This is a genomic window from Planctobacterium sp. AWH2_060 (assembly GCF_056158425.1).
The window spans coordinates 745115-770987 of record NZ_JBSWTG010000001.1; the positions used below are offsets into that span (position 1 = coordinate 745115).

At 45.1% G+C, this 25873-nt stretch carries 21 protein-coding genes; 7 read left to right on the forward strand and 14 right to left on the reverse strand.

Annotated features, from left to right (window positions below):
• The first annotated feature begins 139 nt into the window (after window positions 1-139).
• Window positions 140-1249: an ISAs1 family transposase gene (locus ACXAD8_RS03285; protein WP_475224598.1), complete on the forward strand. Its 1110-nt coding sequence runs from the start codon at window positions 140-142 to the stop codon at window positions 1247-1249.
• Here the strand turns inward: ACXAD8_RS03285 and ACXAD8_RS03290 are convergent.
• The 5 genes from ACXAD8_RS03290 to fadE form a co-directional block, all read right to left on the reverse strand.
• Window positions 1232-2593, reverse strand: a complete 1362-nt coding sequence (locus ACXAD8_RS03290) for a CsiV family protein (RefSeq protein WP_475224867.1) — start codon at window positions 2591-2593, stop codon at window positions 1232-1234. The two genes, ACXAD8_RS03285 and ACXAD8_RS03290, sit on opposite strands and share 18 nt — an antisense overlap.
• A gap of 48 nt (window positions 2594-2641) precedes the next feature.
• The gene (gene mfd / locus ACXAD8_RS03295; RefSeq protein WP_475224870.1) at window positions 2642-6121 is read right to left on the reverse strand and encodes a transcription-repair coupling factor; all 3480 of its coding nucleotides are present in this window, start codon (window positions 6119-6121) and stop codon (window positions 2642-2644) included.
• Between the two features lie 21 nt (window positions 6122-6142).
• The gene (locus tag ACXAD8_RS03300) at window positions 6143-6736 is read right to left on the reverse strand and encodes a PilZ domain-containing protein (protein ID WP_475224872.1); all 594 of its coding nucleotides are present in this window, start codon (window positions 6734-6736) and stop codon (window positions 6143-6145) included.
• 14 nt (window positions 6737-6750) lie between these two features.
• Complete coding sequence (locus tag ACXAD8_RS03305; RefSeq protein WP_475224874.1) at window positions 6751-8583, reverse strand: two-component system response regulator; 1833 nt, start codon at window positions 8581-8583, stop codon at window positions 6751-6753.
• A 203-nt stretch (window positions 8584-8786) separates the two neighbouring features.
• Entirely contained in the window at window positions 8787-11243 is a 2457-nt protein-coding gene (gene fadE, locus ACXAD8_RS03310; protein WP_475224877.1) for an acyl-CoA dehydrogenase FadE, read from the reverse strand.
• A gap of 145 nt (window positions 11244-11388) precedes the next feature.
• Here fadE and ACXAD8_RS03315 point away from each other — a divergent pair, with 145 nt between their 5' ends.
• Both ACXAD8_RS03315 and ACXAD8_RS03320 read left to right on the forward strand, forming a co-directional pair.
• A complete protein-coding gene (locus ACXAD8_RS03315) occupies window positions 11389-12168 on the forward strand; it encodes a class II glutamine amidotransferase (RefSeq protein ID WP_475224879.1) in 780 nt (259 codons plus the stop codon).
• A gap of 241 nt (window positions 12169-12409) precedes the next feature.
• Window positions 12410-14257, forward strand: coding sequence for a DUF885 domain-containing protein (locus tag ACXAD8_RS03320; RefSeq protein ID WP_475224881.1), 1848 nt, complete (start codon window positions 12410-12412; stop codon window positions 14255-14257).
• Window positions 14258-14328: 71 nt separating this feature from the next.
• On the opposite strand, the gene ACXAD8_RS03325 is transcribed toward ACXAD8_RS03320, so the two are convergent.
• The 3 genes from ACXAD8_RS03325 to purM are packed head-to-tail and all read right to left on the reverse strand — an operon-like array spanning window position 14329 to window position 16781.
• Window positions 14329-15105: a DUF3108 domain-containing protein gene (locus tag ACXAD8_RS03325; protein ID WP_475224884.1), complete on the reverse strand. Its 777-nt coding sequence runs from the start codon at window positions 15103-15105 to the stop codon at window positions 14329-14331.
• Window positions 15095-15736 carry a phosphoribosylglycinamide formyltransferase gene (gene purN, locus ACXAD8_RS03330; RefSeq protein WP_475224886.1) on the reverse strand — a complete coding sequence of 214 codons (642 nt, stop codon included), beginning with the start codon at window positions 15734-15736 and terminating at the stop codon, window positions 15095-15097. The genes ACXAD8_RS03325 and purN overlap by 11 nt, the downstream gene beginning before the upstream one ends.
• 10 nt (window positions 15737-15746) lie before the next feature.
• Window positions 15747-16781: a phosphoribosylformylglycinamidine cyclo-ligase gene (gene purM / locus ACXAD8_RS03335; RefSeq protein ID WP_475224889.1), complete on the reverse strand. Its 1035-nt coding sequence runs from the start codon at window positions 16779-16781 to the stop codon at window positions 15747-15749.
• A gap of 232 nt (window positions 16782-17013) precedes the next feature.
• Between purM and ACXAD8_RS03340 the strand changes: the two genes are divergently transcribed.
• Both ACXAD8_RS03340 and hda read left to right on the forward strand, forming a co-directional pair.
• Window positions 17014-18045 carry a DUF2066 domain-containing protein gene (locus ACXAD8_RS03340; RefSeq protein WP_475224891.1) on the forward strand — a complete coding sequence of 344 codons (1032 nt, stop codon included), beginning with the start codon at window positions 17014-17016 and terminating at the stop codon, window positions 18043-18045.
• Window positions 18033-18746, forward strand: a complete 714-nt coding sequence (hda, locus tag ACXAD8_RS03345) for a DnaA regulatory inactivator Hda (RefSeq protein ID WP_475224894.1) — start codon at window positions 18033-18035, stop codon at window positions 18744-18746. Before ACXAD8_RS03340 ends, hda begins: the two co-directional genes overlap by 13 nt.
• 3 nt (window positions 18747-18749) lie before the next feature.
• Here the strand turns inward: hda and ACXAD8_RS03350 are convergent, their stop codons facing one another.
• Genes ACXAD8_RS03350 through arsC form a run of 4 tightly spaced genes read right to left on the reverse strand, consistent with a single transcriptional unit; the run spans window position 18750 to window position 22056 of the window.
• Entirely contained in the window at window positions 18750-20669 is a 1920-nt protein-coding gene (locus ACXAD8_RS03350) for a PKD domain-containing protein (RefSeq protein ID WP_475224897.1), read from the reverse strand.
• A gap of 57 nt (window positions 20670-20726) precedes the next feature.
• Window positions 20727-21140 carry a DUF2069 domain-containing protein gene (locus tag ACXAD8_RS03355; protein ID WP_475224900.1) on the reverse strand — a complete coding sequence of 138 codons (414 nt, stop codon included), beginning with the start codon at window positions 21138-21140 and terminating at the stop codon, window positions 20727-20729.
• Window positions 21140-21703 carry an NAD(P)H:quinone oxidoreductase gene (wrbA, locus tag ACXAD8_RS03360; protein ID WP_475224902.1) on the reverse strand — a complete coding sequence of 188 codons (564 nt, stop codon included), beginning with the start codon at window positions 21701-21703 and terminating at the stop codon, window positions 21140-21142. The genes ACXAD8_RS03355 and wrbA overlap by 1 nt, the downstream gene beginning before the upstream one ends.
• Window positions 21703-22056 (reverse strand): arsenate reductase (glutaredoxin), encoded by a 354-nt coding sequence (arsC, locus tag ACXAD8_RS03365; RefSeq protein ID WP_475224904.1) that lies wholly within the window; start codon window positions 22054-22056, stop codon window positions 21703-21705. The genes wrbA and arsC overlap by 1 nt, the downstream gene beginning before the upstream one ends.
• 60 nt (window positions 22057-22116) lie before the next feature.
• Here arsC and ACXAD8_RS03370 point away from each other — a divergent pair, with 60 nt between their 5' ends.
• On the forward strand, window positions 22117-22584 hold the full coding sequence (locus ACXAD8_RS03370) for a TlpA family protein disulfide reductase (protein WP_475224906.1): 468 nt from the start codon (window positions 22117-22119) through the stop codon (window positions 22582-22584).
• Here the strand turns inward: ACXAD8_RS03370 and bepA are convergent.
• Window positions 22570-24012, reverse strand: a complete 1443-nt coding sequence (bepA, locus tag ACXAD8_RS03375; protein ID WP_475224909.1) for a beta-barrel assembly-enhancing protease — start codon at window positions 24010-24012, stop codon at window positions 22570-22572. The genes ACXAD8_RS03370 and bepA overlap by 15 nt on opposite strands.
• Before the next feature lie 72 nt (window positions 24013-24084).
• Window positions 24085-24669 (reverse strand): hypothetical protein, encoded by a 585-nt coding sequence (locus tag ACXAD8_RS03380; RefSeq protein ID WP_475224912.1) that lies wholly within the window; start codon window positions 24667-24669, stop codon window positions 24085-24087.
• 116 nt (window positions 24670-24785) lie between these two features.
• On the opposite strand from ACXAD8_RS03380, the gene ACXAD8_RS03385 reads away from it, so the two are divergent.
• Window positions 24786-25868, forward strand: coding sequence for an AI-2E family transporter (locus tag ACXAD8_RS03385; RefSeq protein WP_475224915.1), 1083 nt, complete (start codon window positions 24786-24788; stop codon window positions 25866-25868).
• The last annotated feature ends 5 nt before the right edge of the window (window positions 25869-25873 follow it).

Sequence of the window (25873 nt, forward strand, 5' to 3'; positions counted from 1 at the left end):
TGTAGGAAGGGCATGATCAAACTTTTTGATATAACACCCCCTTTAACGATCACATTGTGGCATAAGCCAATGAAATAGCTTTACACTGAACTCTGTTCACTCCATCCTGGCCCGATTTGTCTCTCATAAAGGCCGCGTCATGGAAATTCTTGTTCATCTTCAAAAAGTGTCTGATACCCGATCTCATGTTAATCAGGATTATCCTGTGCTGGAGATGTCATTCCTGTTGATAAGTGCCCTCATAAGTGGCAGTAAATCCTGGGCTGATATTCATGTTTTTGGCGAAACACGACTGGACTGGCTAAGACAATATCTGCCTTTTGAATACGGGATACCCACCCAACAAAATGTCGCCCGTATCATCAGAACTATGGTACCTGAATCATTAATGGCAGCGTTGGTTTCCTGGGTAAATGCGGTCAGGGAAGAAAACCAGTTTCAACATATTGCTATTGACGGCAAAGATGTACGAGGTGTCGCGAAATATAGCGGCTCAACGCCATTGAGCATGGTTTCTGCATTTGATGTGGAACAGGGGCTGGTGTTGTATCACAAAGCCGGACGAGGCAAAGGAAATGAGCTGGCAATGGCCCGGGAGTTAATTGAATCGCTGGACATTACCGGGGCTATTCTGACCCTGGACGCACTTCACTGTCAGGTAGAGACTATCCACCAGATTAAAGAACAAAAAGGGATTGCTTTGGTACAGTGCAAGAAAAATCAACCCACGTTACTTGAGGCGGTAGATACACTGTTCCAGAAATATTGGGCTTTACCTGAGGCAGAACAGACCAGTTTAAGCGAAAGTGAAACCGGACATGGGCGAAAAGAAACCCGCACGGTCTGGTCAACAGACCTCATCCTTGAGGGGCAACTAAAAGAAAAATGGTCAGACCTGAAAACGATAGCCGCGGTAGTGAGAGAACGCTCTGTCAAAGGACAAACCAGCCATGAGACCCATTATTATGTCTGTACTGAACAACTGACGCTTGACGAACTGATGAAGGCTACCCGACGCCACTGGTACATAGAAAACAGTCAGCATCATGTGTTGGATGTGACGTTCAGGGAGGATGATCAGAGAATGTACGCCGGCAATTCCGCCATCAATATAGCCTGCTTCAGGCGGCTGGCTCTGAATCTGTTAAACCAGCACAAAGACAAAAAGAAAAAGACGAAACCACAAAAAATGGGCTGGTGTGCCGGAAGTGATGACTACCGCCATGAAGTGCTATTTGGAAATAATTAACCGAGTATATTCAAGCCCTTGTGGTGTAGGGCGGTTGTAGCGTCTGATTTGCACCACCATGCCAAACATAGGATGATCGAAATAATGTATTTCGGTACTGATCATTCGGCGTAACTGGTCAAAGTGATAAGCCTGTAAAAAGTTAGGCTGCATTGGTAATGCGCTATTGTCTGCTTCGCTATTTTCTTCAGCAGTGGCAGTGAGCGGTCGTTTAAAGTTTTGCCAGTCTATAACAATGGGTTTTCTGAAGTTTAGATCGCTATCCAGGTGGAGGTAGGGCGTTCTACCGATATATTCTATAAATACTTTCAATCGGCCATCAATCGTCCACACACTCAAAGATTCATCGTTCAACTCAGAGTTCTGAAGCGCAATGAGTTCGGCTGGCGGCTCTGTAATTTCAAGCGTCTGATAACTCTGCTGATTCAATATGGCTGCAATTTTTTGATAAAGATTTTGCTGTTGAAAACTTTGCTCAGATTCGGCACGAGATTTCGGTAGCCCGGAGTAATAAAAATCTTCGCTGAAGTTTTCTCCGGCGTAAATACGGTACCAAGGGGCCTTATCGCGGCCCACAATGACATTTTGTCGCCACGCCGTATGCAGCAGCACATTCAACCCTCTGGCGCGATTGATGTCAGTGCGAAGCTTTCTCAATTGCAGGTTGTCTTGCGGTAAAGTATAAGCCTTTTCGGAATAGGGGTACTCAATACCATTTAGCGTAGTGGGGAGCGTGGCTAATTTGACCTGTGTCTGCAAGTAAGTGGCGTGCTCATTACTGAAATATTCCATTTCAGCAGGCCACTGACAATAAAGGTTGTCGGGCACCTGAATTTCCGGCGATTGCTCTTGAGGGATTAAATCGTCGAACAAAAACTGCTGTGTAAATTCATTCTGTTGCGGCGTTCCTAACGCCAGTTCATCAACATCAATAATGGAGTCCAGCATATTTTGCAATTGCTCAGAGGGCTTGGTACTGGTGACCCACTCAGGATCATGTAGCAAGGCTTCTTCCAGCAACTGGTTTTGAATAGGCGTTGCTGTGAATACCTGGGTAGGAAATGCAATTGGGACAGGCTCCTGATTACAGACATCGGCTCCCTGGCGCAAAAACTGAAAGTCGGGCAACAAGGTTTCTGTAATGAAATCATGCATACCTTGGGTATCGATTTGTGTAACCTGCAACGGAAACTGCTCAGCAATATCATCCGCTGAAATATTGCGTTCAAACAGTATTAACTCCACTTCAAACCACCAGGGATTCGAAGAATCATCAGCTTTAACCTGTGTCGCTACAATTGCTAAAAAAACAGACAAGCAAAGGTAATACGGAGTTTTGTACAAAACGAAGTTCCCTGGTTATGTGCGCTACGAAACGCGATTAAACGAGCATCAGGCGACTTTTTGTTGCCTGTTAAAGTCGATGAGCATTCCTTCTACAAAGGCCAGTCTTTTGTTTGCCTCTGGCTTTTCGGAAACAAATTTTAATTTTTGAGGCCCATCAAAGCGAAATACATTGGGTTTGCTTTGAATCAACTGAATGATATAGCCAGGATCAACTTTAGTGTTTTCGCTGAATTCCAAAAAGCCTCCCTGGGCATTGGCATCGATCTTTTTGATACCTACTTGTTTCGCACTGAGCTTCAGCTCGTGAACTTTAAACAGATTTTTTGTTGCTTCCGGTAGCATGCCAAATCGGTCAATTAATTCAATCTGTATTTCTTTCAATTCTTCCCGCTTTTTACAGGATGCAATTTTTTTGTACATGGACAAGCGAATATTGACGTCGGCAATGTAATCATCTGGCAGTAAAGTGGGGATGCGCAATTCCACTTCCGTATGCTGAGCCATCAGATTATTCAATGAAGGCTCTTTGCCAGCTTTGAGGGCTTCTACCGCCTCTTCAAGCATATCCATATACAAACTAAATCCGACAGTGGTTATTTGCCCTGATTGCTCTTCGCCCAGCAGCTCTCCGGCACCGCGTATTTCCAAATCATGTGTCGCTAACTCAAAGCCTGCACCCAGATTATCCGATTGGGCAATGGCTTCCAGACGTTTGGTGGCATCTTTGGTCATGCGCTTTGGATGCGGAGTCAGTAAATACGCATAAGCCTGGTGATGGGAGCGTCCAACCCGGCCGCGCAGTTGGTGTAATTGCGCAAGGCCCAGATGGTCAGCACGGTCCATAATAATGGTATTGGCAGAAGGAATATCGATACCGGTTTCGATAATTGTGGTACATACCAGTACATTGAACCTTTGGTGATAAAAGTCGGACATCACTCTTTCCAGATCTTTTTCACGCATCTGTCCATGGGCCACACTGACCTTGGCTTCTGGCACTATCTCGGCAATCTCGCTGGCGGTCTTCTCAATACTTTCTACTTCATTGTGCAAGAAATAAACCTGGCCTCCACGCAGTATTTCACGCATTACTGCTTCTCTGATCAGGTTTTTATCTCGTTGTTTTACGAAGGTTTTAATCGCTAAGCGCTTAGCCGGAGGGGTTGCTATGATGGATAAATCACGCATCCCATTAAGGGCCATGTTTAGTGTGCGAGGTATTGGCGTGGCGGTTAGAGTCAATATATCCACTTCGGCCCGCAGGCTCTTTATCTTTTCTTTTTGTTGCACACCGAAACGGTGTTCTTCATCAATAATCAATAATCCCAGATCAGCGAATTTGATATCCTTTTGGATGAGTTTGTGGGTACCAATTATGATATCTACTTTGCCATCTGCTAATCCCGCCAACACCTGTTTTTGCTCTTTAGTGCTGTTAAATCGGGACATGACATCTATCTGAAATGGCCACTGGCTCATGCGATCCCGGAAGTTTTCATAATGCTGCTGAGCCAATAGAGTGGTAGGAACCAACACGGCTACCTGTTTACCCTGACTGGCGGCAATAAAGGCGGCGCGCATTGCCACTTCAGTTTTACCAAAACCCACATCACCACAGACCAATCGGTCCATGGCACGAGGGGAGCCCATATCATTTATAACTGCATTGATGGCCTGGAGCTGATCATCTGTTTCTTCAAATGGAAAGCTATCTGCAAATTGGCGATAGTCTTGCCAGTCGATTTTACAGGCCTGACCGGGTTTCGCTTCACGCTGAGCATAGACTTCCAGAAGTTGTGCTGCTACATCGCGCACTTTTTCCGCTGCCTTTTGTCTTGCTTTTGACCAGGTGTCAGTACCTAAATTATGTAGCGGGGCTTGCTCATCGCCGCCACTGTAACGGCTGATCAGATGCAGTGACGCAACCGGTACATACAGCTTGGATTGTTTGGCATACTCAATAGTCAGGTATTCGGTGGTGATGCCACCGGCATCGAGCGTTTGTAAACCCAGGTAGCGACCGACACCGTGCTCTATGTGCACCACGGGTTGCCCAGGTTGTAGTTCTGCCAGGTTGCGAATTACCGCTGATTCGTCGGTAACCTGTTGTTTCTTACGCAACCGACGTTGACTAACTTTATGGCCTAAAAGTTCAGTTTCTGTGATAAAGGCGAGGGCGCCATCTGAGCCATGAATAACGAAGCTATTGTCCACGTAACCCACGCAGATCCCCACCTGCGAGTGCGCACTCAGGAAAGCTTCAGTGTGTTCAAAGCTTTTGGGTTTAATGGCTGCTTCGAGCAATAATTCCAGTAGCGTTTCTTTACGGCCTGCCGTCTCCGCGCAAAACAGTACCCTGGTGCCTTCCTCTAACCAGGTTTTCAGTTGAGCCTGTAACTTAGTGTAAGGGCTTTTTGATTGGGCGTTGATGGCAACGTCAGGCAGTAGTTCAACAGCATAATCAGTTCTTCCGTTTTTGTTGTCAGAAAGTCGATTTGTGACATTGATTCTTGGCCACTTTTTGAGAAGCCCATTGAGCTCTTCTACGCGCAGAAAAAGGCTGTGAGGCGGCAACAGAGGTTTTAATGGATCCCAACGATGCTGCTCGTAACGCTCATTAACGTCTGCCAGGAAAAAGTCGATGGCCTGGGTAATGTCACCCTGGGTAACGAACATTGCATCATCATTGATATAGTCGAAGATGCTGGAAGTTTCTTCAAAAAACAGGGGCAGGTAGTATTCTATCCCTGCGGGCATGACGCCGGAACTGACATCGTGAAATATGGAACCCTTGCCGTAGTGGCCATCAAAGACATTTTTGTAGTTTTCCTTAAACTGCTCAATGCCTTGTTTGTTTATCGGAAACTCGTGAGCCGGTAATAATCGAATCGCTTTTTGCTGTTCGCCAGAGCGTTGCGTGTCTGGATCAAATTCACGAATACTTTCAACTTCATCGTCATACATATCCAGACGCAAAGGGCTGGTTGTGCCCATGGGGTACAAATCCACAATACTGCCACGGACAGAGTATTCGCCGTGTTCCATAACCTGATTAACCGCAGTATAGCCAGCGCGATTAAGACGGGTTCTGAAAGCATCAATATCCAGTGTTTGCCCTTGTTTGAGGAACAACACATATTTGCCGAGATATTCCACTGGTGCCACTTTTTGCAGCAACGTAGTTATCGGAAATATATAGATATCGCGGCCTTTTTGGGTCAACTCATAAAGCGTTTCAAGACGCTGGGAAATGATATCCTGGTGAGGTGAAAAGGTGTCGTATGCCAGGGTTTCCCAATCGGGAAATACCGATACTTTCACTGTTGTGTGTTTAAGAAAGTGACGTATTTCACGTTCTAATTTCAGCGCCCCAGGCGTGTCTGATGTAACTACAACAACTCGTTTGTTACTCTCCAGAGCGCAGTTTGCAATAGCCAGCGCTGATGAACTTCCGGCGAGATTACACCAATGTTGTTGTTCACCGGGTTTTTTAGGGAATACGGGAGAAAATATTGATTTTTGCATTAATTAACTGGAGAAATTTGATTATTGATTGTTTTCTGTACGGCTTTTCAGGTGTCGGGTTTGTAAATGTAAACTGGCGCGCACTAACAACTCCTGATCCTGCTCTCTAATGCTACTGAAAATTAAAGCGATTCGGAACTCTTCTTCGTCCGAAGGCTCACATGAGATCACTTCGGCATAACAAAACACCGCAGCGGCTTCTTCTTCCAGAAAAATTTTAAGTTGATAAATGCTGCCGGGCAACATTTCTTTGGAACTGATGACACTCAGGCCGGCACCACCAAACTCGGTTCCCTTGTAGCGATTTTCTTTTTCGTCTTGTTGATGCAGGATGTACGACATCATCAGATCAATTTTTTTCGATTGATGATTCAGGAACTCTGCCAGTTCTCTGGCGTGATCGCCAAGGTGTCGCAAAGGGCGCAATGCTTTGGTTTCCAGTTCTGCCAACTCTCCAGCCATGCGAAAAGCGTAGGGCATGTGACTGAGCAATTCTTCCGGTAAAGGCACCTGAAAATCCGAAGGCATCGGCAGTAGATTAACATTCAGAGAATGCTTTATCGTAAAGTATTGGTGATACTGTTCTAGCTTTTGGTTGATGTCTGATTCACTCATTCACAGCACTTATTTTAATGGGGCACTTTTATTAGGTTTTCTAAGGCTTCGGGTTTGTGTAACAAAAAGCCCTGCGCGTAATCCACGTTTATCTCTTTTAACACTTTTAACATGGATTCGGTTTCAACGGCTTCAGCAATAACACACATGTTATTTTCTCTGGCAATGGCCACTATAGATTCCACCATCATGCGACTGATCTTTTCCGAGCCAATCTTATGAATAAAACTACCGTCAATTTTGACATATTGCACATCCAGTTCACGCAAAAATCCATAGGAAGAGGTTCCCGTTCCAAAATCATCAAGCGCGAACTTGCAGCCAAGTTGTTTTAACTTTTCGATAAAACGCCGTGTCGCATTGATATTGGTAAGAGCCGAAGACTCGTTTATTTCGAAACATAACTTTTTGGCGTCGATACCGTATTTTTGGATTGTATCATAGGCCTGGTCCACAAAACTGGCTTTGTAAACGGATTCGCCAGAGATATTAAGAGCCAATTCGCCATTAAAATTAGGAAAGTCGGCGATCATCTGGCAAGATTTTTCTAATACCTTTTGGTCGATCGCAGATATCAAATGATACTGCTCTGCAACGCTAATAAATTGCGATGGTTGTATTAATTCTGCACCGCTGCTTTGCATACGTACCAGTACTTCGAACTTGGCGGATTTTTGGCTCTGAGTAGCATAAATACCCTGACCAAATAAAGAAAACTTATCTTGTTCAATGGCTTGTTGAATTACCGGAACCCAGCGCACTGCGCGGGTCTTATTATTAACGGCTTCTTTTTCTTGTTCGTAAATTAACAGTTCACCGCCACCCTGAGATTTCGACTCAAAGCAAAGTCTTTCTGCCACACTCATTATGTGGTTGGCATCCTGAAACTCGCCATTCAGCTCCACTAAACCCATGCTGACATTGACAAACAGGTGTTCTTTTTCCCAGTCGAAGTGCATATCGTTAATTGCTTTGCGAATGTCTATTGCCCGTCGCTTTGCAGAATCCAGGTCGGTGCTGTTGAAGATAATAGAGAACTCATCGCCTCCCATGCGGGCCACGATTTCATCGTTATTGGCTACGCGCTTAAGCAGCTCTGATAGATTGCGAATGAGTTGATCCCCGGCGGCGTGTCCGCAGGTATCATTGATGACTTTAAACTGATCCACATCCATGTAGAGATAGAACAGGGTGAAGTCTTCCAGCATTTGACTTTCCAGCAGTTTGAAATCCAATTGCTCTTCCATCGATATGCGGTTTAATAAACTGGAAGTCATATCGTATTTCGCTAAATGCTCAAGTTTGCTTTGTAGCTTTTGCCGCTCGGCGATCTCTTCAGTCAGCTTTTGATTTGACAGTGCCAGTTCCCGGGTTCGTTCTTTGACTTTTTCTTCCAGGCTATTGGTGATCTTTTCAAGGGCGGCATTGGTATCCGCCAGGGTGTTAAGCAGCATACTGCTTCGCAGGTGGACATTAACTCTGGCCAGTACTTCGTGGGTATTAAAGGGTTTTACAATGTAGTCGACACCACCTAATTCAAACGCTTTATTGATGTCAGTCTTGCTGCCGGTTAAAAATATGATGGGTATTTTACTGGTACTGGGTTCAGTTTGAAGCCGCTTACAGACTTCCAGGCCGTTCATTCCGGGCATATTGATGTCGAGGATGATGAGGTCAGGTTGAAAGTCGAGAACCGCCATTAATGCTGTCTCGCCATCTTCTACTGGACAGACGTTGTGGCCGTAGTACTCCAGGGTATGGCAAATAGTCTCAAGGTTGATCTGATCGTCGTCAACTACCAATATCTTGGCGAAGTCTCTGGTATCTGGAAAGTCATCTTCGCGCATTACTGCACCTTATTATGATTGCGTTCTGCTCTGGCAAAACAATAGCGCCAGTTCAACACAGCGGTTCGGTTCTGTAAATCAGACCAGTATCGCTTAAGTTTAGATAATTTAAAAAGAATTTTTAGAATTAAGGGGAATAATGCAGGTATTTATACAACAAAAAACGGCCCATGGAGGGCCGTTATAGCAGTAAATTGGATGGCTTAAGCCGCTTTGGCTTTTCCTCTGCGACTGGTTTTGGTTACCCCCGCGCGCAGTGCTTCGGGCGCAAAATCGTCCACATTTATTACTTCCAGACGTCCTTTTTCCGCTCTGTTGAGTAGAGCAACTTCTTGCTCATTCAAAACACCTAGTTCGACGCCTTTCGCCGCAACCAGATCAAGTTGGGTAAACGGCAGTTTTTCGTTAGCTGCGTTGCACACTCTGTCAAATAGCGGTTCGGCATCCAGAATATCCTTCAGAGTTTGTTCCATTTTACCGATAGCGTTGTTATCTGACGGCGTCAGGTATTGACCGTGGCCCAGTCGAGAACGTGCACTTCCTGGTTGCTGCAGTATCAGTGATATTTTATGCTCCAACACATCAGAAGGCTTAGTATGACGGCGACCCCATGGCATGATCATGAACTTCAATATACGTCCAACGACTTTGTTGGGGAAGTTGTCCAGCAAATCAACTATTGCCACCTCTGTTTTGTGCAAAGTGTCTTGCATTGCCCAGTGTAGGAAGGGTAAATCTTCCTTTAAACGACCTTCATCATCAAAGCGTTTCAGAGTGGCTGAACCCAGGTATAAGTAACTCAGGATGTCCCCCAGACGTGCCGAGATACGCTCTTTGCGTTTTAATTCACCACCCAACAGCGCCATGCAAATGTCAGAAAGCATCGCCAGGTTAGCACTGAAGGCCGTTAGTGATTGGTAGTAGGTACGGGTTTCGTCTTTGAATGGCGCACTGATAAACTTGGCAGCTGTAAAGCCCAACCATTTGCTGCGCACCGTATTGCTGATGGCAAAACCAATGTGACCAAATACCGCCTTATCAAACTCAGCAATGGCCTTGTTTTTGTCTTCAATGGCTGCAGCTTGTATCTCACTTAGTACAAATGGGTGACAGCGCATCGCGCCCTGGCCATAGATCATCATGTTACGGGTCAGAATGTTTGCACCTTCAACTGTAATAGCAATAGGAGCGCCTTGATAACCACGACCTAGGTAGTTATTTGGCCCCAACATCACGCCTTTACCGCCATGAATATCCATCGCGTCGATGACACATTGACGCATTTTTTCAGTTAAATGGTACTTACAAATGGCTGAAATAACCGAAGGTTTTTCACCCAGATCAACACCCTTTGTAGACATGCTGGTGACGGCGTCCATCAGATAGGCATTACCACCAATGCGGCCCAACATTTCTTCGATGCCTTCCATTTTACCAATGGGCAGTTTGAATTGGCGTCTGATGCGAGAATAGGCACCAGTTGCGAGTGCCATGGTTTTTACACCACCGGTAGAGTTTGACGGCAAAGTGATACATCTGCCAACTGACAAACATTCCACCAACATGCGCCAGCCCTGGCCCGCCATTTTCACACCCCCGATGATGTAATCCAGAGGCACAAAAATATCTTCGCCTCTGATAGGACCATTCTGGAAAGGAACGTTTAACGGAAAATGACGGTTCCCAATGTCTAATCCTTTGGTGTCTGAAGGGATCAGAGCACAGGTAATACCAATATCTTCTTGCTCGCCAATCAGACCATCTGGATCGTAAAGTTTAAAAGCAAGTCCAACTACCGTTGCGACAGGTGCCAGAGTGATATAGCGTTTGTTAAAGGTGAGCTTCATACCGATAACTTCTTCGCCATTCCATTCGCCTTTACAAACAACGCCGCGATCGGGAATTGCTCCGGCATCAGAGCCTGCCTCAGGGCTGGTCAGCGCAAAGCAGGGCACTTCTTCACCCCTTGCCAGGGCGGGCAGATACTGCTGCTGTTGCTCTTCTGTACCATAGTGTTGTAACAATTCGCCTGGACCCAAGCTATTAGGCACACCTACGGTGCTGGCTAAAACTGTACTGACGCCTGAAAGCTTTTGTAGAACACGTGATTGTGCATAAGCGGAAAATTGTAAGCCGCCGTATTCTTTTTTGATGATCATGGCGAAGAACTTATTATCCTTCAGGTATTGCCATACCTCTGGGGGTAAATCCGCCAGCTCGTGATTTACCTGCCATTCGTCTACCATGCCGCAAACGGTTTCTACCGGGCCATCCAGAAAGGCTTGCTCTTCAGCTGAAAGCCTTGCCTGAGGAATGTTGTGCAGGGTTTCCCAATTTGGACTACCACTAAACAGCTCGCCGTCCCACCAAACGGTGCCGGCATCGATAGCATCTTGTTCAGTTTTGCTCATCTCCGGCATGATCTTGCGATACATTTTTAACGCCGGAGCGGTAAAGTATTGCTTGCGCAGTTGCGCCGAGTTTAACGGGATTGCAATTGCTGCAAAGGCAATCCATCCGAGGACACCCACCAGGTTTAACAGGGTTCCAACAACAAAAATTGCACCCACTACCAGAGTAGTTTGAAAAAGTTTGATTCTTAAATAACTGCAGGCTGCAAGCGCAGCGAACAGCGCAAAAAACCATATTAATAGATTCATAATGGCTCCCAAGGACAGTATGATTAGTCTGTCCGGACAATTAAAATGTAAACAGGATGTTTAATTTATAGCATAATTTGCAAAATTCAAACAGGTGTTTGAATTATTTTTTTCTTCTATTTTCAAAACGTAAGATTTACTAGCTATGTGTGAATTATTAGGAATGTCGGCCAATGTGCCCACAGATATATGTTTCAGCTTTTGTGGATTGCTGGAAAGAGGGGGCAGAACAGGACCGCACAGAGATGGATGGGGAATTACCTTTTACGAAGGTAAAGGTTGCCGGAGCTTTAAAGATCCGCTGCCCAGTTGCGATTCTGAGATTGCCAAACTAGTCAGATCTTATCCAATAAAGTCTTGTTCAGTAATCAGCCATATTCGACAGGCCAATCGCGGCAAGGTGTCTCTGGAAAACACTCATCCATTTATACGGGAGATGTGGGGCCGGCATTGGACCTACGCGCATAACGGCCAGTTATCCAATTATAAAGACAAACTGAAGTCTGATTTTTTCCAGCCAGTAGGCAACACAGACAGTGAAATGGCATTTTGCTGGATAATGGATAACATCAAGAAAAAATATCCAAACAGGCCAAAGGACATGAAACCCGTATTCCGCTATGTGGCAAAGTTGGCGGCGTCATTAAAGGAACTTGGCGTGTTCAATATGTTGCTTTCAGATGGTATCTACCTGATGACCTATTGCACTTCTAAATTACATTGGATAACCCGAAGAGCACCTTTTGGAAAAGCCACCTTAATTGACACTGACTGGGTTATTGATTTTCAACAGGAAACAACACCCAATGATGTGGTGTCGGTTATTGCGACAGAGCCGCTGACAGGGGATGAGACCTGGCAGAAAATGGAGTCCGGAGAATTTATATTGTTTAAAAAAGGCGAGTTAATATTAAAAGGCGGGTAACACGCTTTAATTGTCCTTGAGCGAAAAGTTTATTAATCTTTGTTCGGGCCTGTCTATTTTTGCAAGATTACTCAGCATTGATCCACATTCAGGACCGGAACATAATTAGATTACCCAACAGAAGTCCCTTATTTTGGCTAAAGGGTTAATAAAAAAAGCCGTCAGAGGCGACCACTTTCTCAGAGCAAGTCTGAGAAAGGGATACGATAATTATAATTAAGACAGAAACCTTGAGGAAATTATGAAACAACTAAAATGCATATCAGCAGCAGTATCGCTGGCTCTGGTTTTAGGCGCTTGTGGTCAGGCTCCTAAGCAGGAATCAGCCAGCGTGGAGACTCCGGCAAGCTCTGAGGTTGCTGAAGCTAAAGCAATGAGTGAATCAGAAAAAGCCAACCAGTTATTTGAAGATATTTTTATGGAGAATGTCATGCGTTCTCCTATGTATCAATCCTATCTTGGCATTAAAACTGACCAAGACAAATGGGATGATTTATCCAGTGAGAGAGAACAAGAAGATCACGAGTTACAAAAAGAACAGTTAACCCGTGTTAAAGCGATTAATGTAGAGCAACTGGACGAGCAAACCAAACTCAGCTGGCAGTTAATGGTGCAGCAACTGCAAAATGGCATTGATGATTATAAATGGCGCAACTATAACTATCCGGTAAATCAGATGTTTGGTTTGCACTCCAGCGTCGCTTCGTTGCTGATAAATCAACATCGCATCGGTGACGTCGCAGACGCCGAAGCTTATATTTCAAGATTGAATGGCTTGCCAAAACTGTTTGAACAATTGGTTGCCAACCTGAATGTACGCGCTGAACAGGGCATTATTGCGCCTAAATTCGTATATCCTTATGTGATCAATGACAGCCAAAATATTATCACTGGCGCGCCGTTTGACGATGGTGAAGACAGTACTTTATGGGCGGATTTCTCTGGCAAAGTAGCTGCGCTGGAAATTGAAGATGCGCAAAAACAAGCACTGTTAAATGATGCAAAGTCTGCATTGTTGAATTCAGTAAAGCCAGCCTACGAAAGCCTGATCGCGGGTGTTAAAAATATCGAAGCTCAGGCTGACGATAAAGATGGTGCCTGGAAATTCCCGGAAGGTGAAACTTTTTACAACAACGCACTGGCTCGTACAACGACTACTGACCTGACTGCGCAGGAAATCCATCAAATTGGATTGGATGAAGTTGAACGCATCCACGATGAAATGCGCGCCATAATGAAAAAGGTCGGATTTGAAGGTACCTTGCAGGACTTTTTTGTACACATGCGTGACAATGAGCAATTCGTTTATGCATCGACAGAAGAAGGCCGTCAACGTTACCTGGATGAGGCCACTGCGCTTATCGATAATATGAAGGCCAGACTGGATGAATTGTTTATCACCAAACCCAAAGCTGATCTGATTGTAAAAGCGGTTGAACCTTTCAGAGAAAAATCTGCCGGTAAAGCCTTTTATCAACAACCTTCGATGGATGGAACCCGTCCGGGTACCTATTACGCCAACTTGTATGACATGGCGTCTATGCCCACTTATCAAATGGAAGCGTTAGCTTATCACGAAGGTGTTCCTGGCCATCACATGCAGATTGCTATCGCTCAGGAGCTTGAAGGCATTCCTAAATTCCGTAAGTTTGGTCGTTACACGGCTTATACCGAAGGTTGGGGATTATACAGTGAGCTGGTTCCGAAAGAGATTGGCCTGTACGAAGATCCGTACTCAGATTTTGGTCGCTTGGCAATGGAACTATGGCGCGCCTGTCGTTTGGTGGTAGATACCGGTATTCACGCCATGAAGTGGACACGTGAACAAGGGATAGATTATTACGTTAACAATACCCCAAATGCCAAAGCCGATGCGGTTAAAATGGTAGAGCGTCACATTGTTATGCCAAGCCAGGCGACAGCTTATAAGATTGGTATGAACAAGATTATCGAGCTGCGTGAAAAAGCAAAAACGGAAATGGGCGACAAGTTTGATATCCGTGAGTTCCACGATATCGTGCTGGCTAATGGTCCTGTGCCGTTAGATGTGTTGGCAGGATTTGTTGACCAGTACATCGCCAGTAAATAGAGAGTTATTTGTTGAGTAGAACTAAAAAGGCCGTACAAACGGCCTTTTTTGTAGCTGCAATACGCTCAAATTTAATTTAACAGTTGGTATTCGGAAAGCTGGATATCGCCTTGTTCGTCGCCTTCTTTGAATTGCTGTAAACGCACTAACTGATAATTTAAGTCGGGTGCAAACCAGGACCAGGTAACGCGCTTATTACTGCTGCGGATGGTTTTTACCTTGATAGTGTTTAGTTTGCCAAATGGCAGCTGCAAAACTTCTTCACCTTCGATTTCAAACCCATAGGTTTTTAACTGGCCGCGATAATTGATCAGGTTGTAGCTGATATCCTGATTGTTTAGTTTAAGTTGCCGCTGCAGATCGAAGCGGTATAACTGATTATCCCATTCACCTTGCCAGTTGATACTGGCAGGATCTTTACGGCCAGATTTAATGATGACTTTTTGCGTCTCATCATCAAATGTCAGGCTGAGGGATTTGTCAGGGCCAGTGCCTTCGCGCTTGTACTGATATTTTTGCGGTACAAATTGCCCATCTATCAGATTAAATAGACTGGTTTCTGCGCGAGTGTCAGACAAAAAGAAAATGGAGACATCGCTTTTGTAAAACAGCTTATAACCGGATTCTGTCTTCTCTAATGACATAACCGCATGACCGATATCACTGCCATTGCGATACGCAATATACTTTGCTGAAAAGGGGGCCAGTGCTGTCTGAGCTTGCTCTGCAACTGTACTGGTAACCTCTGGCTCAGCTGTGATTGTTTCTTGTGCCGTCGCGCTGTGAGGCATCCACAAGGTTGTAAACAAATAAGCCAGTGGTAAGGTAACGTGTTTTTTAAACTTCATGGACCAACCCTGTTTCCGGTAAACGCTGTTGCTCATAAAGCACACCATCCACCGTCATTTTAATTTTGTCTTCGCATATTAGTTTAACCGCAAAGGGATAAATTTGATGTTCAACCTTGTGCACTTTGGCTTTCAAGGATTCCACATCATCCTCTGCAAGTATAGCGACAGGTCCCTGAACAATAACAGGACCGCCATCTAACTCTGGTGTTACAAAATGTACAGAGGCACCGTGAAAGACTTCTTTTGCCTCTAGTGCTCTTTGGTGGGTATCCAGACCTTTAAACTTTGGAAGCAGAGAAGGGTGGATGTTGATCAGTTTTCCCGTGAAATACTCAACAAATTGATTGGTCAGGATCCGCATAAATCCGGCCAGCACTACAACATCCGGGCGATAGTCTTCAATAACGGCTTGTAGTTTTTTATCAAAGCTCTCTCTGTCAGGAAATGCCTTGTGGTCGATGACCTGATGAGCAATATTGTGATTTTGCGCGCGGCGCAGACCAAAAGCGTCTGCCTTATTGGAAATAACCGCGACTACTTGTCCCGGTATTTCCTTGTTTTCCGTCGCATCGATGATGGCTTGCAGATTAGAACCGCTGCCTGAGATAAGTACGACTATACGTTTCATAAAAGGCGTCTCAGCGTATTTCTACCTGAGTTTCTTCACCTTCTCGCTCGGAAATGTCGCCGATAACCCAGGCCGTTTCACCCAGCTCATTGAAGCTATTGGTAATTGCTTCTGCCTGGTCTGCAGGCACCGCCAGAATAAGACCTACACCGCAGTTAAAGGTGCGGTACATTTCGTGGGTAGTGACATTGCCTTTTTCTTGCAGCCAGTTGAATATTGCTGGCCACTGCCAGGAATTGCCATCAATAACCGCTTTTGTTGTGTCAGGTAGTACTCGTGGAATGTTTTCCCAGAAGCCGCCACCTGTGATGTGAGAAATCGCATTGATTTGGTATTGGGCGATAACACTTAAGGTATTTTTGACGTAGATGCGGGTAGGTTCCAGCAAATGGTCGGCAATGCTTTCGCCTTGCAGCAATTCGCTGGTATCAGATTGACTGACTTCAATAATTTTGCGAATTAACGAGAAGCCGTTGGAATGGGGTCCACTGGAAGCCAGTGCCACCAATTTATCACCTGCAGCAACTTTACTGCCGTCAATAACTTCTTCTTTTTCAACGACACCGACACAGAATCCCGCTACGTCGTAATCATTGCCGTGATACATACCTGGCATTTCTGCGGTTTCTCCACCGATCAGGGCGCAACCGGAAAGCTCACAGCCTTTTCCAATACCTGTAACAACTTCTGCGGCAATATCTACGTTCAATTTGCCGGTGGCGTAATAATCCAGGAAAAACAGGGGTTCTGCACCCTGAACAATAAGATCGTTTACACACATGGCCACAAGGTCGATACCAATACTATCGTGCTTGTTTAAATCCATCGCCAGACGTAATTTAGTGCCTACGCCGTCGGTTCCTGATACCAACAGAGGGCTTTTGTATTTTTCAGGAATCGAGCACAAAGCGCCGAATCCTCCCAAGCCACCCATTACTTCAGGGCGATGGGTTTTTTTAGTTACTGATTTAATTCTTTCGACAAGTTCATTACCTGCATCAATGTCAACGCCGGCATCTTTATAACTAAGGGATTCTTTACTCAAAACGACTACTCTGGGTATGGCTAAAATTGGCGCTAATGTTAACAATTTAACGGCCCATTGAATACTGATTTGTCTTTTCAAATTGGCTTGAAAATAAGCAAATGAGCTATTTATTTGATTCTGAGGGGTGATCTTTGGCTCATATTCCAGGACAATAAACTTATTACAATCACACAGTTGACCTAATTTGCTGCTTAAAACGGTATGTATACTCATTTGTTGCCTGGGAGTTTTGCAATCTCATGCAGCGGTGATACAAAACCTCTATGAAACCAAAGTGCGGGTGGCCAGCCAAACTGTGGCTGCGCAAAATGCAGCTATTCGAGACAGCTACTTTCAGGTTTTAGTGAAAGTCAGTGGTTCGAAAACCATTACTCAAGTACCAGAGTTAGCAAAAACTGATAATGAAGCCAGAGATCTGATCCAGTCCTTTCGCTTTGAGAACAACAGCAATGGTCGCTATATGGTTGCCCAATTTGACGAAGCAAAAATCAATCAATTGCTAAGCGATGTCGGTAAACCCATTTGGGGTAAAAGACGTCCTGATACTTTGCTCTGGTTAGCCTGGCTCAATGAGCGAGACGACCGGGAGTTGATTACCGCAACCCGAGATACAGAAGTTAAACAATTATTACTGGAGCAGGCGCAGATTCGTGGAATTCCCTTTACTTTTCCACTGATGGATATCGAAGACTCGCAAGTGATACATGTATTCGATGTGTGGGGACGTTTTGATGGTGTTATTAAACGCGCCAGTCAGCGTTACCCTAATGATAATTTAATCGCCGCGCGCTTGTTTGACCGAGGTCAGATTAGTGTCGGTGACGAAAATATATCAGATCAGATGCGCTGGCAGTTGGATTGGCAATTGCTCAATGAAGATTTGATTGAAGAGGGTAGCTTTTTTGCAGCCAGTCGCGAAGTGGCATTGCAAAACCTGGTGGATATGTTGGCAGATAAATTGGCAGCCAGATTTGCCGTGGTTTCTTCCAGTTATGAAACCGAAAATTCCGTCACTATGAACATTATTAATCTGGATTCCATTGAGGCTTATGTTTCTGCGAAACAATTCCTTGAGTCGTTAGCGATAGTAAATAACGTCAAACTGGTCAAGGTTTCAGGCAAGACTGCCACTTTCCGCTTGGATATCGTCGGGGCACAAGAAGATTTAATTAATACTCTTGAGTTGGACGCAAAAATCACCCAAAAAACTGACGCATTTGGCAGAGTTATAAACGATATGGAGTTCAGATGGCTTCAATGACCCCTCAGTTGGCTTTGCCTATTTCCAGCTCTGAGTTTCAAACTTTTGAAAACTTCATTGTCTCTGACAATGCTGAGCTGATTGAGCATTTAAAAGGTCTTTCTCTGGGCAGTGCCACGGAATCTGTGATCACTTTTATCACTGGAGGGCGTGGAGATGGTAAAACCCATTTGCTTAATGCCAGCTGTAATCTCGCCAACGAAAACCAACAAATCGCGGTGTATATTGATTTGGACGCGGCAGAGACATTAAGTCCGAAAATGATGGAAGGACTGGAAAACTGCGACCTGGTTTGCGTTGATAATATCGATGCCATACTGCTTAACAAAGAGTGGGAAGTGGCAGTATTCGATTTAATCAACCGGATACTGGAACGCGGCAATGTGCATATTATTTTATCTGCTCAGAAAATGCCGAAGTTGATGTCTTTTAGATTGCCGGATCTGGCGTCGCGTCTGGTTTGGGGACAATGTATGAGTATCCGTCCCATCGGTGAAGAAGAGCGCGTTCAGTTATTGCAGTTGATGGCAAAAAATGCCGGATTGGAATTGCCAGATGACCTGGCAAACTTTTTATTAACCCGCTTGCCAAGAGACCTTCACTCTCTCACCAGTGCCATGAAAGCACTGGATGAAAGCTCACTCCAGGCAAAACGAAAATTAACTATCCCGTTTGCCAAAGAAGTGCTGGGTATTAGTTAGTTTCTAGTTTCCCTCTCCGGGAATAACCGGTCTGCCCTGGTGTAAATAGTGCTGCATATGGGCTGGAAATTGCTCTGCTGGTGAACGTCTCAATGGAAGTTTATTGACGCGCTCTGCACTGTCTTCGAGATTCAGATTGGCTTCCCATGTTTCACCTGCACGTAACTCTTGTGCCGCAGGTAAAGTTGGCTGGATTGCATCAACGTCTAAATCCGGGTAAATGTTGCGAACGACCTGACGGGTACGATTCAACAAGCTGGGATCATTTATTCGGGAGCGCTGACCCCAGGTTACAATCAAATCAGGGTTTTCATTGCGAACTTTCATTACAGCAGTATCTGCTTCTGCGCCAAAACGATAGGCCATCATAAAGCGTTCAAACAGGGTGGCGTAATCTTCCCGAATTGAACTGTAACTGTAGTACATGGCTGCTCTGTCATTTTGAAACATCTCTGCAGCTTCCACATCAGTGACGTTGCGTTGTGCAGTGGTTGCTGTTTCTCCGGCAAAGCTCACCTGCGCCAAAGCTTTTAATTGCTCAGAGGTGAGGGGATAGAACGAGGCAAAACTGGTGGAGTCCGGCGCCATCACATTGTAATAGGCAAGCGGATCTGAACTGGTCGGAATATCCTGCCATCTGTCCGGTGGAAAATAGTCATTGGCATGAGCAAGTTCGTGGTACATCAGCCAGGTGATGTCGGCTTCTAAATCCTCAAAAGTACGACTTAATCTCTGTTGCCGTGGGTAGGCGGCGCGTGCCAGATAACTTTGGTTATCTTTGACATAACGCCAGGGCATAATAAACTGCAAATCTGCACCAAAGGCGCTGCGAAAATCGGGCACATCATTCAGGGTATCGCGCTCTTCAGGGGTAACCCAGAAATTATCAGCATCAAGGTAAATTGCGCCTGTGGCGACCCAATAAAAAGAAGGTCTGACATCGTAAGAAATGATTATGGCCGTGACGCCGCGGAACAATAACAGCATATCTTGTGCTGCTACTGAGTTTTCCAGATAAGATTTCAGGCGATCCCCCATCCATTGATGGGAAACTAATACTCTGTCCATGACGTCATCAATATCAGGGGAGTCTGATACTTGTCCCAAAAGTGGTAATGTCGAGAATCGGCAGGAACTACCGACACTATTATTGTATACACAGGACTCTAAAGCGCTGGCATAGGGGGAATTACTGTTATAGGCATGCATTTCGGTGGTAACGATGCGCTCAGCAGAACCAGGGAAAAAACCATCTTCATTGGAGGCGACATTTCTGACTAACAGATAAACCTCGTCAGTGATATTGTCGCCATTGTCCAGGGTCATCGTCGCTCTGAACTGTAATATCTGGTCGGCAGAAACCAATGGTGCATCGAAAAACAGAAACTGTTCATCGTCTGTAGCGGTAAAATTGCTTTGAGGAACGGTTTGTCCGGCGGTTTGTTGCCAACTAATACTGATAATTTCCCGTTGCGGTATGGCATCCGCCCTGAAAGATACTTTTGCACTTTCCGAAACCACGTGATCCAACCTGACGGTCGCATTATGCACCTGGTTGTTAACTATTAAAGTGTGAGTATCCTGAAACCTGACCGCACCATTTTGATCAGAAACCGAAACGCTAAATCCATATTCACCGGGCGAAGGCGCATCAAAACTTAACACCTGACTGTTTGCTGTGAGCAGTTCCAGCGCAGGCCCGGACGTTTGAGCCCAGGTAAATTTATAGGCTGAAGCATCGGCGTTTAACATCGCGATGATGGCAACGCTTTGATTTTGGTTAGCTTCGGTATCGCCCTGAATGGTCAATGTGGTAGCCGCTGGCGGTGGCGTTACAGGGGGCGGTGTATCATTGGAACTACCACCAGAACCGCCGCAAGCAGATAAAAAAAGCGTCAGACTCAGCAATGATACTCTAACCACATTGTACTCCTTTAGATGGCTTTACTCATTAATATAGGGAATTAAAACAAACTTAGATCAGGTTAGTTCAGACAACTTTTTTAGTTTTAATCCCAGTTCACGGCCGCGTCCTCTGGCGTAATAACAGCAGCCAATAAACATCAGCAGGGCAAAAAACAGCTCAATGGCGGCGTACCACCAGGTTTGTTCAGTATATATAGCAGTAAGACCGTGTAAAAAATAAATCATTACAATAAAGTTGGCCCAGGCGTAGGTATAAGGTTTACCTTTTAGTAAGCCAACCATTGGAAACAGCAAGGGTAAGACCCAAAATAAAAACAGAAACAAGTTGGAATATTCACTGCTGCTCAACACAAAGTGCCAAATCAGTATCCAGGCAAACAGTCCAAAATAACCTACAAGCGCCAGGTTTCTGAAAAAGCGGGTACGTGGAGATAAAGGCGTAGCATTGGATGCGGTATTTTCTGTCATTAGTTACTCATTAGTTTTTTAGTGATTTGGGCCAGTCTTTTACCTTGCTTGAAGGCCAGTTGCTTTTCGTGCTCACTGAGTTTATCTGCGTATTGATTTGTCACTACGTGACTGGCTCCGTAGGGCGTACCGCCGGTGGTTGTGTCGTGCAATTCTGGCTCTGAATAGGGAATGCCGCAAAGCAACATGCCATGATGAATCAAGGGTAACGACATGCTTAACAAGGTTGATTCCTGCCCGCCATGCATCGAAGAAGATGAAGTAAACACCATTGCCGGTTTATCAACCAGATTGCCTTTTAACCACAGTGTTGAAGAGCCTTGTAAAAAAACCTGTAATGGTGCCGCCATTTGACCAAATCGAGTGGGGCTGCCAAGGGCTAATGCCGAACAGTTTGCCAGGTCTTGTTGGCTGGCAAACTGGTCAATGCTGTCACTATCCTTGTCCGCCACCGTCATTACGCGGGCTTCCATGTTTTCACTGGCGACACCTAGCGCTATTTGCTCTGCCAACTTTTTGGTGGCCCCGTGACGGCTGTAATAGAGAACCAGAATGTAACTCATCAGAATAGTGCTAATACAGATTCAGGGGGACGACCGATGCGGGCTGCAGAATCAGTAATAACGATGGGGCGTTCCATTAATTTAGGGTATTCCACCATGGCGTCTAAAAACTGTTGCTCAGTAGATTCTGACTTACTCAATCCTGCTTCTTTGAATTCAGGCTCCTTTACGCGCATCATTTCAATAAATGATCCCAGTCCCAGCTTATTTTTAACTTCAGTCAGTTGTTCCGCAGTCAAAGGTGTTTTTAAATACTCTACGACCTCGGGTGAATGGTTAGCCTGATTTAATATCTCTAAGGTTTGACGACTTTTAGAACAACGTGGGTTGTGTAAAATAGTGACTTTTGACATGCTAATCCCATTAATTAAAAACATCTATTCTAACGATACAACGCATCAGAGAACACTCAATTGAACAAAAATATCTTATTTTTTCTGCTTGGGCTCGCTTCGCTTTCAGCCGGAGTTGTGGTCTTTAAGGTTAACCAACCTGATTTTGTAACGGTAGACCAACAATCTTATCGCTGGACTGATTTAAGTGGGCAATGGGTGGTGGTTAATTATTTTGCAGAATGGTGTGCCCCTTGTCTTAAAGAAGTGCCTGAATTAAACGAGTTTCACCAGTCTTCAGGATATAATTTATTTGCCGTGAGTTACGACAACGAGCCGGATGAAGTAATGCAACAAATTCGCGACAAATATCAGATGCAATTTCCATTGATCAGCGCCGAGACGCCAGCCAATTTGCCGATGGAAAAACCCAACGCATTACCGGCAACTTACATTGTTGATGGTAATGGCGTGGTTCGGCAGCGACTGATGGGGGAACAAACCAGTGACAACATCATCAATGCCATTAAGCGCTTAAAGGGACTTTAAACGCTTCTGATTTTCTCGTAACTGTTCGATGCGCGCCTTGATCCTCTGCCGCTCCAGATGATTCCCTTCGGCAAAATTGTAGGCTGTGTGCAATTCATCAATGGCATTGGGGTAGGCGGCCAACAAAGCAAGATATTCTGCCTTAGCCTGATGCATTTGCATAAAGGATTGTTGTTTTGCATGAGCTTCAATTAACAATTGGTAGCTCAGAGTGTGCTCAGGGTTTAACAGCAGGTAATCATTGAGTACCTGAATGGCTTTATCATAATCCCCTTTGGTAATCGCGGCGTTCGCCAGATTAAGGCTGATGACCCGGTTTCTAGGGATTTTAAGGGCTAAATTTTCCAGGTTGCGGATAGCCTGATCATGGCGATTCAACGCCAGGTAAATGTCAGTCGCTAAATCGATGTAATACAGATTTTCTGGGTCTTCTTTAAGTAATACTTCCAATGTTTTTTCCGCTTTGATGGGTTCTTCGTTAGCCAGGTAAGATAGAGCCAGTCCGTAGCGCATAGCTTTTTGTTGAACCCCTTGAGTACGGCTGATTTTGTTTTCAAAATCCGCGATGTTGTATTTGTTATCAAACATGTAGCGGGCCTGAATACGGGCTTTTACCAGGTGAAATGGCAAGCTGTCGGGCAATTGCTTTCTGGGATAGTAAGCCTGTCTGGAACGGGCATCGGAAACCCGAGATTCTGGCAGAGGGTGGGTTTGTAAAAACGCCAGTTGTTTTGACTGACCGCGGCTTTTTTCAACCAGCTTGCCAAAAAAGGAGGCAGCACCACTGACGTCAAACCCGGACTTATCCAGCATATCAAAACCCACTCTGTCCGCTTCCTGCTCGTTAGAACGGGTGTAATTAATTCCAAATTGCGACGATGCGGCCTGACTGGCTGAGATTGCCGCAATACCTGCTTCCGGATCTGCCATGGTCAACAATATGCCACCCAACATACTGGCGAGAGCCAGCGGCGCGGCTTTGGTTTGTGCGGCGATGCGGCGGGCAATGTGTCGTTGCGTGACGTGGCTGATTTCGTGAGCCAGAACCGAGGCTAATTCACTCTCATTGTCAGCCTGATAAATCAGGCCAGTATGCACACCAACATGGCCGCCAAAAAAGGCGAAGGCGTTAATGGCTTCGTTGTTTATCCAGAAAAAAGTAAAAGGGAATTTTACATTATCGGCATTCACCACTAGGCGATTTCCGATATCGTTCAGGTACTCTTCTAACAGGGGATCGGCAATGATGGGCGCCTGACTGCGCAATTGCTTCATCATTATCTCGCCAATCTCTTTTTCCTTGCTAATGGTAATAGCATCGGAAGCCACTACGCCGATTTCGGGGAGAGTGTTTTTATCTTGCCCAACCTGGGCGCTTGTAAAAAAAGCACTGACTGACAGCAATACACAGAACAGCTTTTTCATCATATTGTTAATTTTCTTGCTCTTTTTTCAGGTGTTAAATTGATAACGTTGAACGGCTAATCTGGTTGACAGAAGTTATTCTACAGAACCTTCTTCTTCAATGCGCTCAATGATGTGATTGATGGAATAGCCTTTTAGACCGACGATATCAATTTCTGTTGCAAGATCTTTTAAAATATTGTCTACCGTTATAGCGGCGTAGCGCACCAGCTTTTGATCTATCTCGTCGCCACGGGTAAACGCAAAGCGAATAAATTCGATAAAATCGGGTAGTTTAATCAGGCATTGCATGGTGCTGGGATCCCAAACTTTAAAATCGATTTTGGGATTGTTTTTTGAAAACAGTACCAGTGGCTCATCATCGATTTCCGGCATACAATGCACTTCGTAGTTATTGCCGACAAAACGTCTGTGGACCACCAGCTTTGGCTTTCTTTCAACAGTGATTTTACCGCTGAGCAGTTCTTCACCGCCCAGTCGATTTAGATTCCAGTTGTTTCTTTTAATCAGGCGTTTAAAGGCATTGTCAAATCCATGCACATTCATTCCCTCGAGGTCTGCAATTGAGCTGGCCACTAAATGAAAAAACGGCGGAATTTCTCCCCAATTAGAACTTTTGCGTTGTTGACTAATGGCTTTTAATGAAATGCTTTCAACCACAGGAAATCCTTGGAAATAATAATATCTGTTTAACACAAACTATATCATGCAAATCTCGTTTTGACAGAATGAGTCTGATAATATGCGCAGAAGAATACTGTAACGGAAATTGAAGTATGTTTGGAGTTTTTGGTCGTTGGTACGAAAGGAAGTTTTCGGATCCAGATGCAGCGATGTTGTTGCTCCTGTTGGTTTTATCCGGTTTTTTCTTGCTGATTTGGGGCGGCATACTGACTCCTGTTATCGTGGCTGTTGTGCTTGCCTACTTGTTGGACTGGCCAGTAGGCAAATTGGAAAAAGCGCAGATGCCCAGACAGTGGGGTAGTACCTTGGTACTGTTGAGCTTTACAGGGTTATCCATTCTGGTGGCTTTAGGACTGGTGCCGGTGATCTGGCAACAGGGAGTCAATCTTATCGGTGAAATGCCTGATATATGGCAAAAAGCTCAGGTTTGGCTATTGGGTCTTCCAGAAACTTACCCTCACCTGATTAAGACTGACCAAATTCAGAATCTTCTGGTGGGTGTGGACGAAAAAGTGGTTTCCTTAGGGGAAAAAATCATATCCGCCTCTTTTAGCTCATTGTTTGGCTTTGCGGCCTTGCTAATTTATTGCATCCTGGTGCCACTAATGGTGTTTTTCATGCTTAAGGATAAACACCTGCTACTCACCCAAATTTCAGGTTTTTTGCCCACCCAGAGAAGATTAATTGTGCAGGTAGCTCAGGAGATGAACCAGCAGATAGTCAATTATATCCGCGGTAAGGTCATTGAGATCATTATTGTGGGGACGGTATCGGTAATTACCTTTTTAATCATGGATTTGCGTTACGCGGTATTGCTGGGGGTACTGGTAGGGTTTTCGGTTCTAATTCCGTTTATAGGCGCTGCCGTGGTTACCTTGCCAATAGCCGTAGTGGCACTGTTTCAATGGGGCATTAGTCCGGAATTTTGGTATGTAATGGTGGCTTACGGCATCATCCAGGTTCTGGATGGCAACGTGTTGGTTCCCATACTGTTTTCAGAAGCGGTGAGCTTACACCCTTTGTACATCATAGTGGCAGTACTATTCTTCGGTGGTCTCTGGGGCTTTTGGGGAGTGTTTTTCGCGATTCCACTAGCCACCCTGGTTAAAGCATTGATTAACGCCTGGTCGGCACCGGTGATGAACTATCAGAGTGAAGAAGAAGCCGCACAATAGGTGCG

Bases quoted from the DNA above. Each gene is read 5' to 3' on its own strand.
- ACXAD8_RS03285 (WP_475224598.1), top strand. From the start codon at position 140: ATGGAAATTCTTGTTCATCTTCAAAAAGTGTCTGATACCCGATCTCAT.
- ACXAD8_RS03355 (WP_475224900.1), bottom strand. From the start codon at position 21,140: ATGACAGAAAATACCGCATCCAATGCTACGCCTTTATCTCCACGTACC.
- ACXAD8_RS03320 (WP_475224881.1), top strand. From the start codon at position 12,410: ATGAAACAACTAAAATGCATATCAGCAGCAGTATCGCTGGCTCTGGTT.
- ACXAD8_RS03385 (WP_475224915.1), top strand. From the start codon at position 24,786: ATGTTTGGAGTTTTTGGTCGTTGGTACGAAAGGAAGTTTTCGGATCCA.
- wrbA (WP_475224902.1), bottom strand. From the start codon at position 21,703: ATGAGTTACATTCTGGTTCTCTATTACAGCCGTCACGGGGCCACCAAA.
- arsC (WP_475224904.1), bottom strand. From the start codon at position 22,056: ATGTCAAAAGTCACTATTTTACACAACCCACGTTGTTCTAAAAGTCGT.
- ACXAD8_RS03315 (WP_475224879.1), top strand. From the start codon at position 11,389: ATGTGTGAATTATTAGGAATGTCGGCCAATGTGCCCACAGATATATGT.
- fadE (WP_475224877.1), bottom strand. From the start codon at position 11,243: ATGAATCTATTAATATGGTTTTTTGCGCTGTTCGCTGCGCTTGCAGCC.
- ACXAD8_RS03305 (WP_475224874.1), bottom strand. From the start codon at position 8,583: ATGCGCGAAGATGACTTTCCAGATACCAGAGACTTCGCCAAGATATTG.
- mfd (WP_475224870.1), bottom strand. From the start codon at position 6,121: ATGCAAAAATCAATATTTTCTCCCGTATTCCCTAAAAAACCCGGTGAA.
- ACXAD8_RS03325 (WP_475224884.1), bottom strand. From the start codon at position 15,105: ATGAAGTTTAAAAAACACGTTACCTTACCACTGGCTTATTTGTTTACA.
- hda (WP_475224894.1), top strand. From the start codon at position 18,033: ATGGCTTCAATGACCCCTCAGTTGGCTTTGCCTATTTCCAGCTCTGAG.
- bepA (WP_475224909.1), bottom strand. From the start codon at position 24,012: ATGATGAAAAAGCTGTTCTGTGTATTGCTGTCAGTCAGTGCTTTTTTT.
- purN (WP_475224886.1), bottom strand. From the start codon at position 15,736: ATGAAACGTATAGTCGTACTTATCTCAGGCAGCGGTTCTAATCTGCAA.
- ACXAD8_RS03300 (WP_475224872.1), bottom strand. From the start codon at position 6,736: ATGAGTGAATCAGACATCAACCAAAAGCTAGAACAGTATCACCAATAC.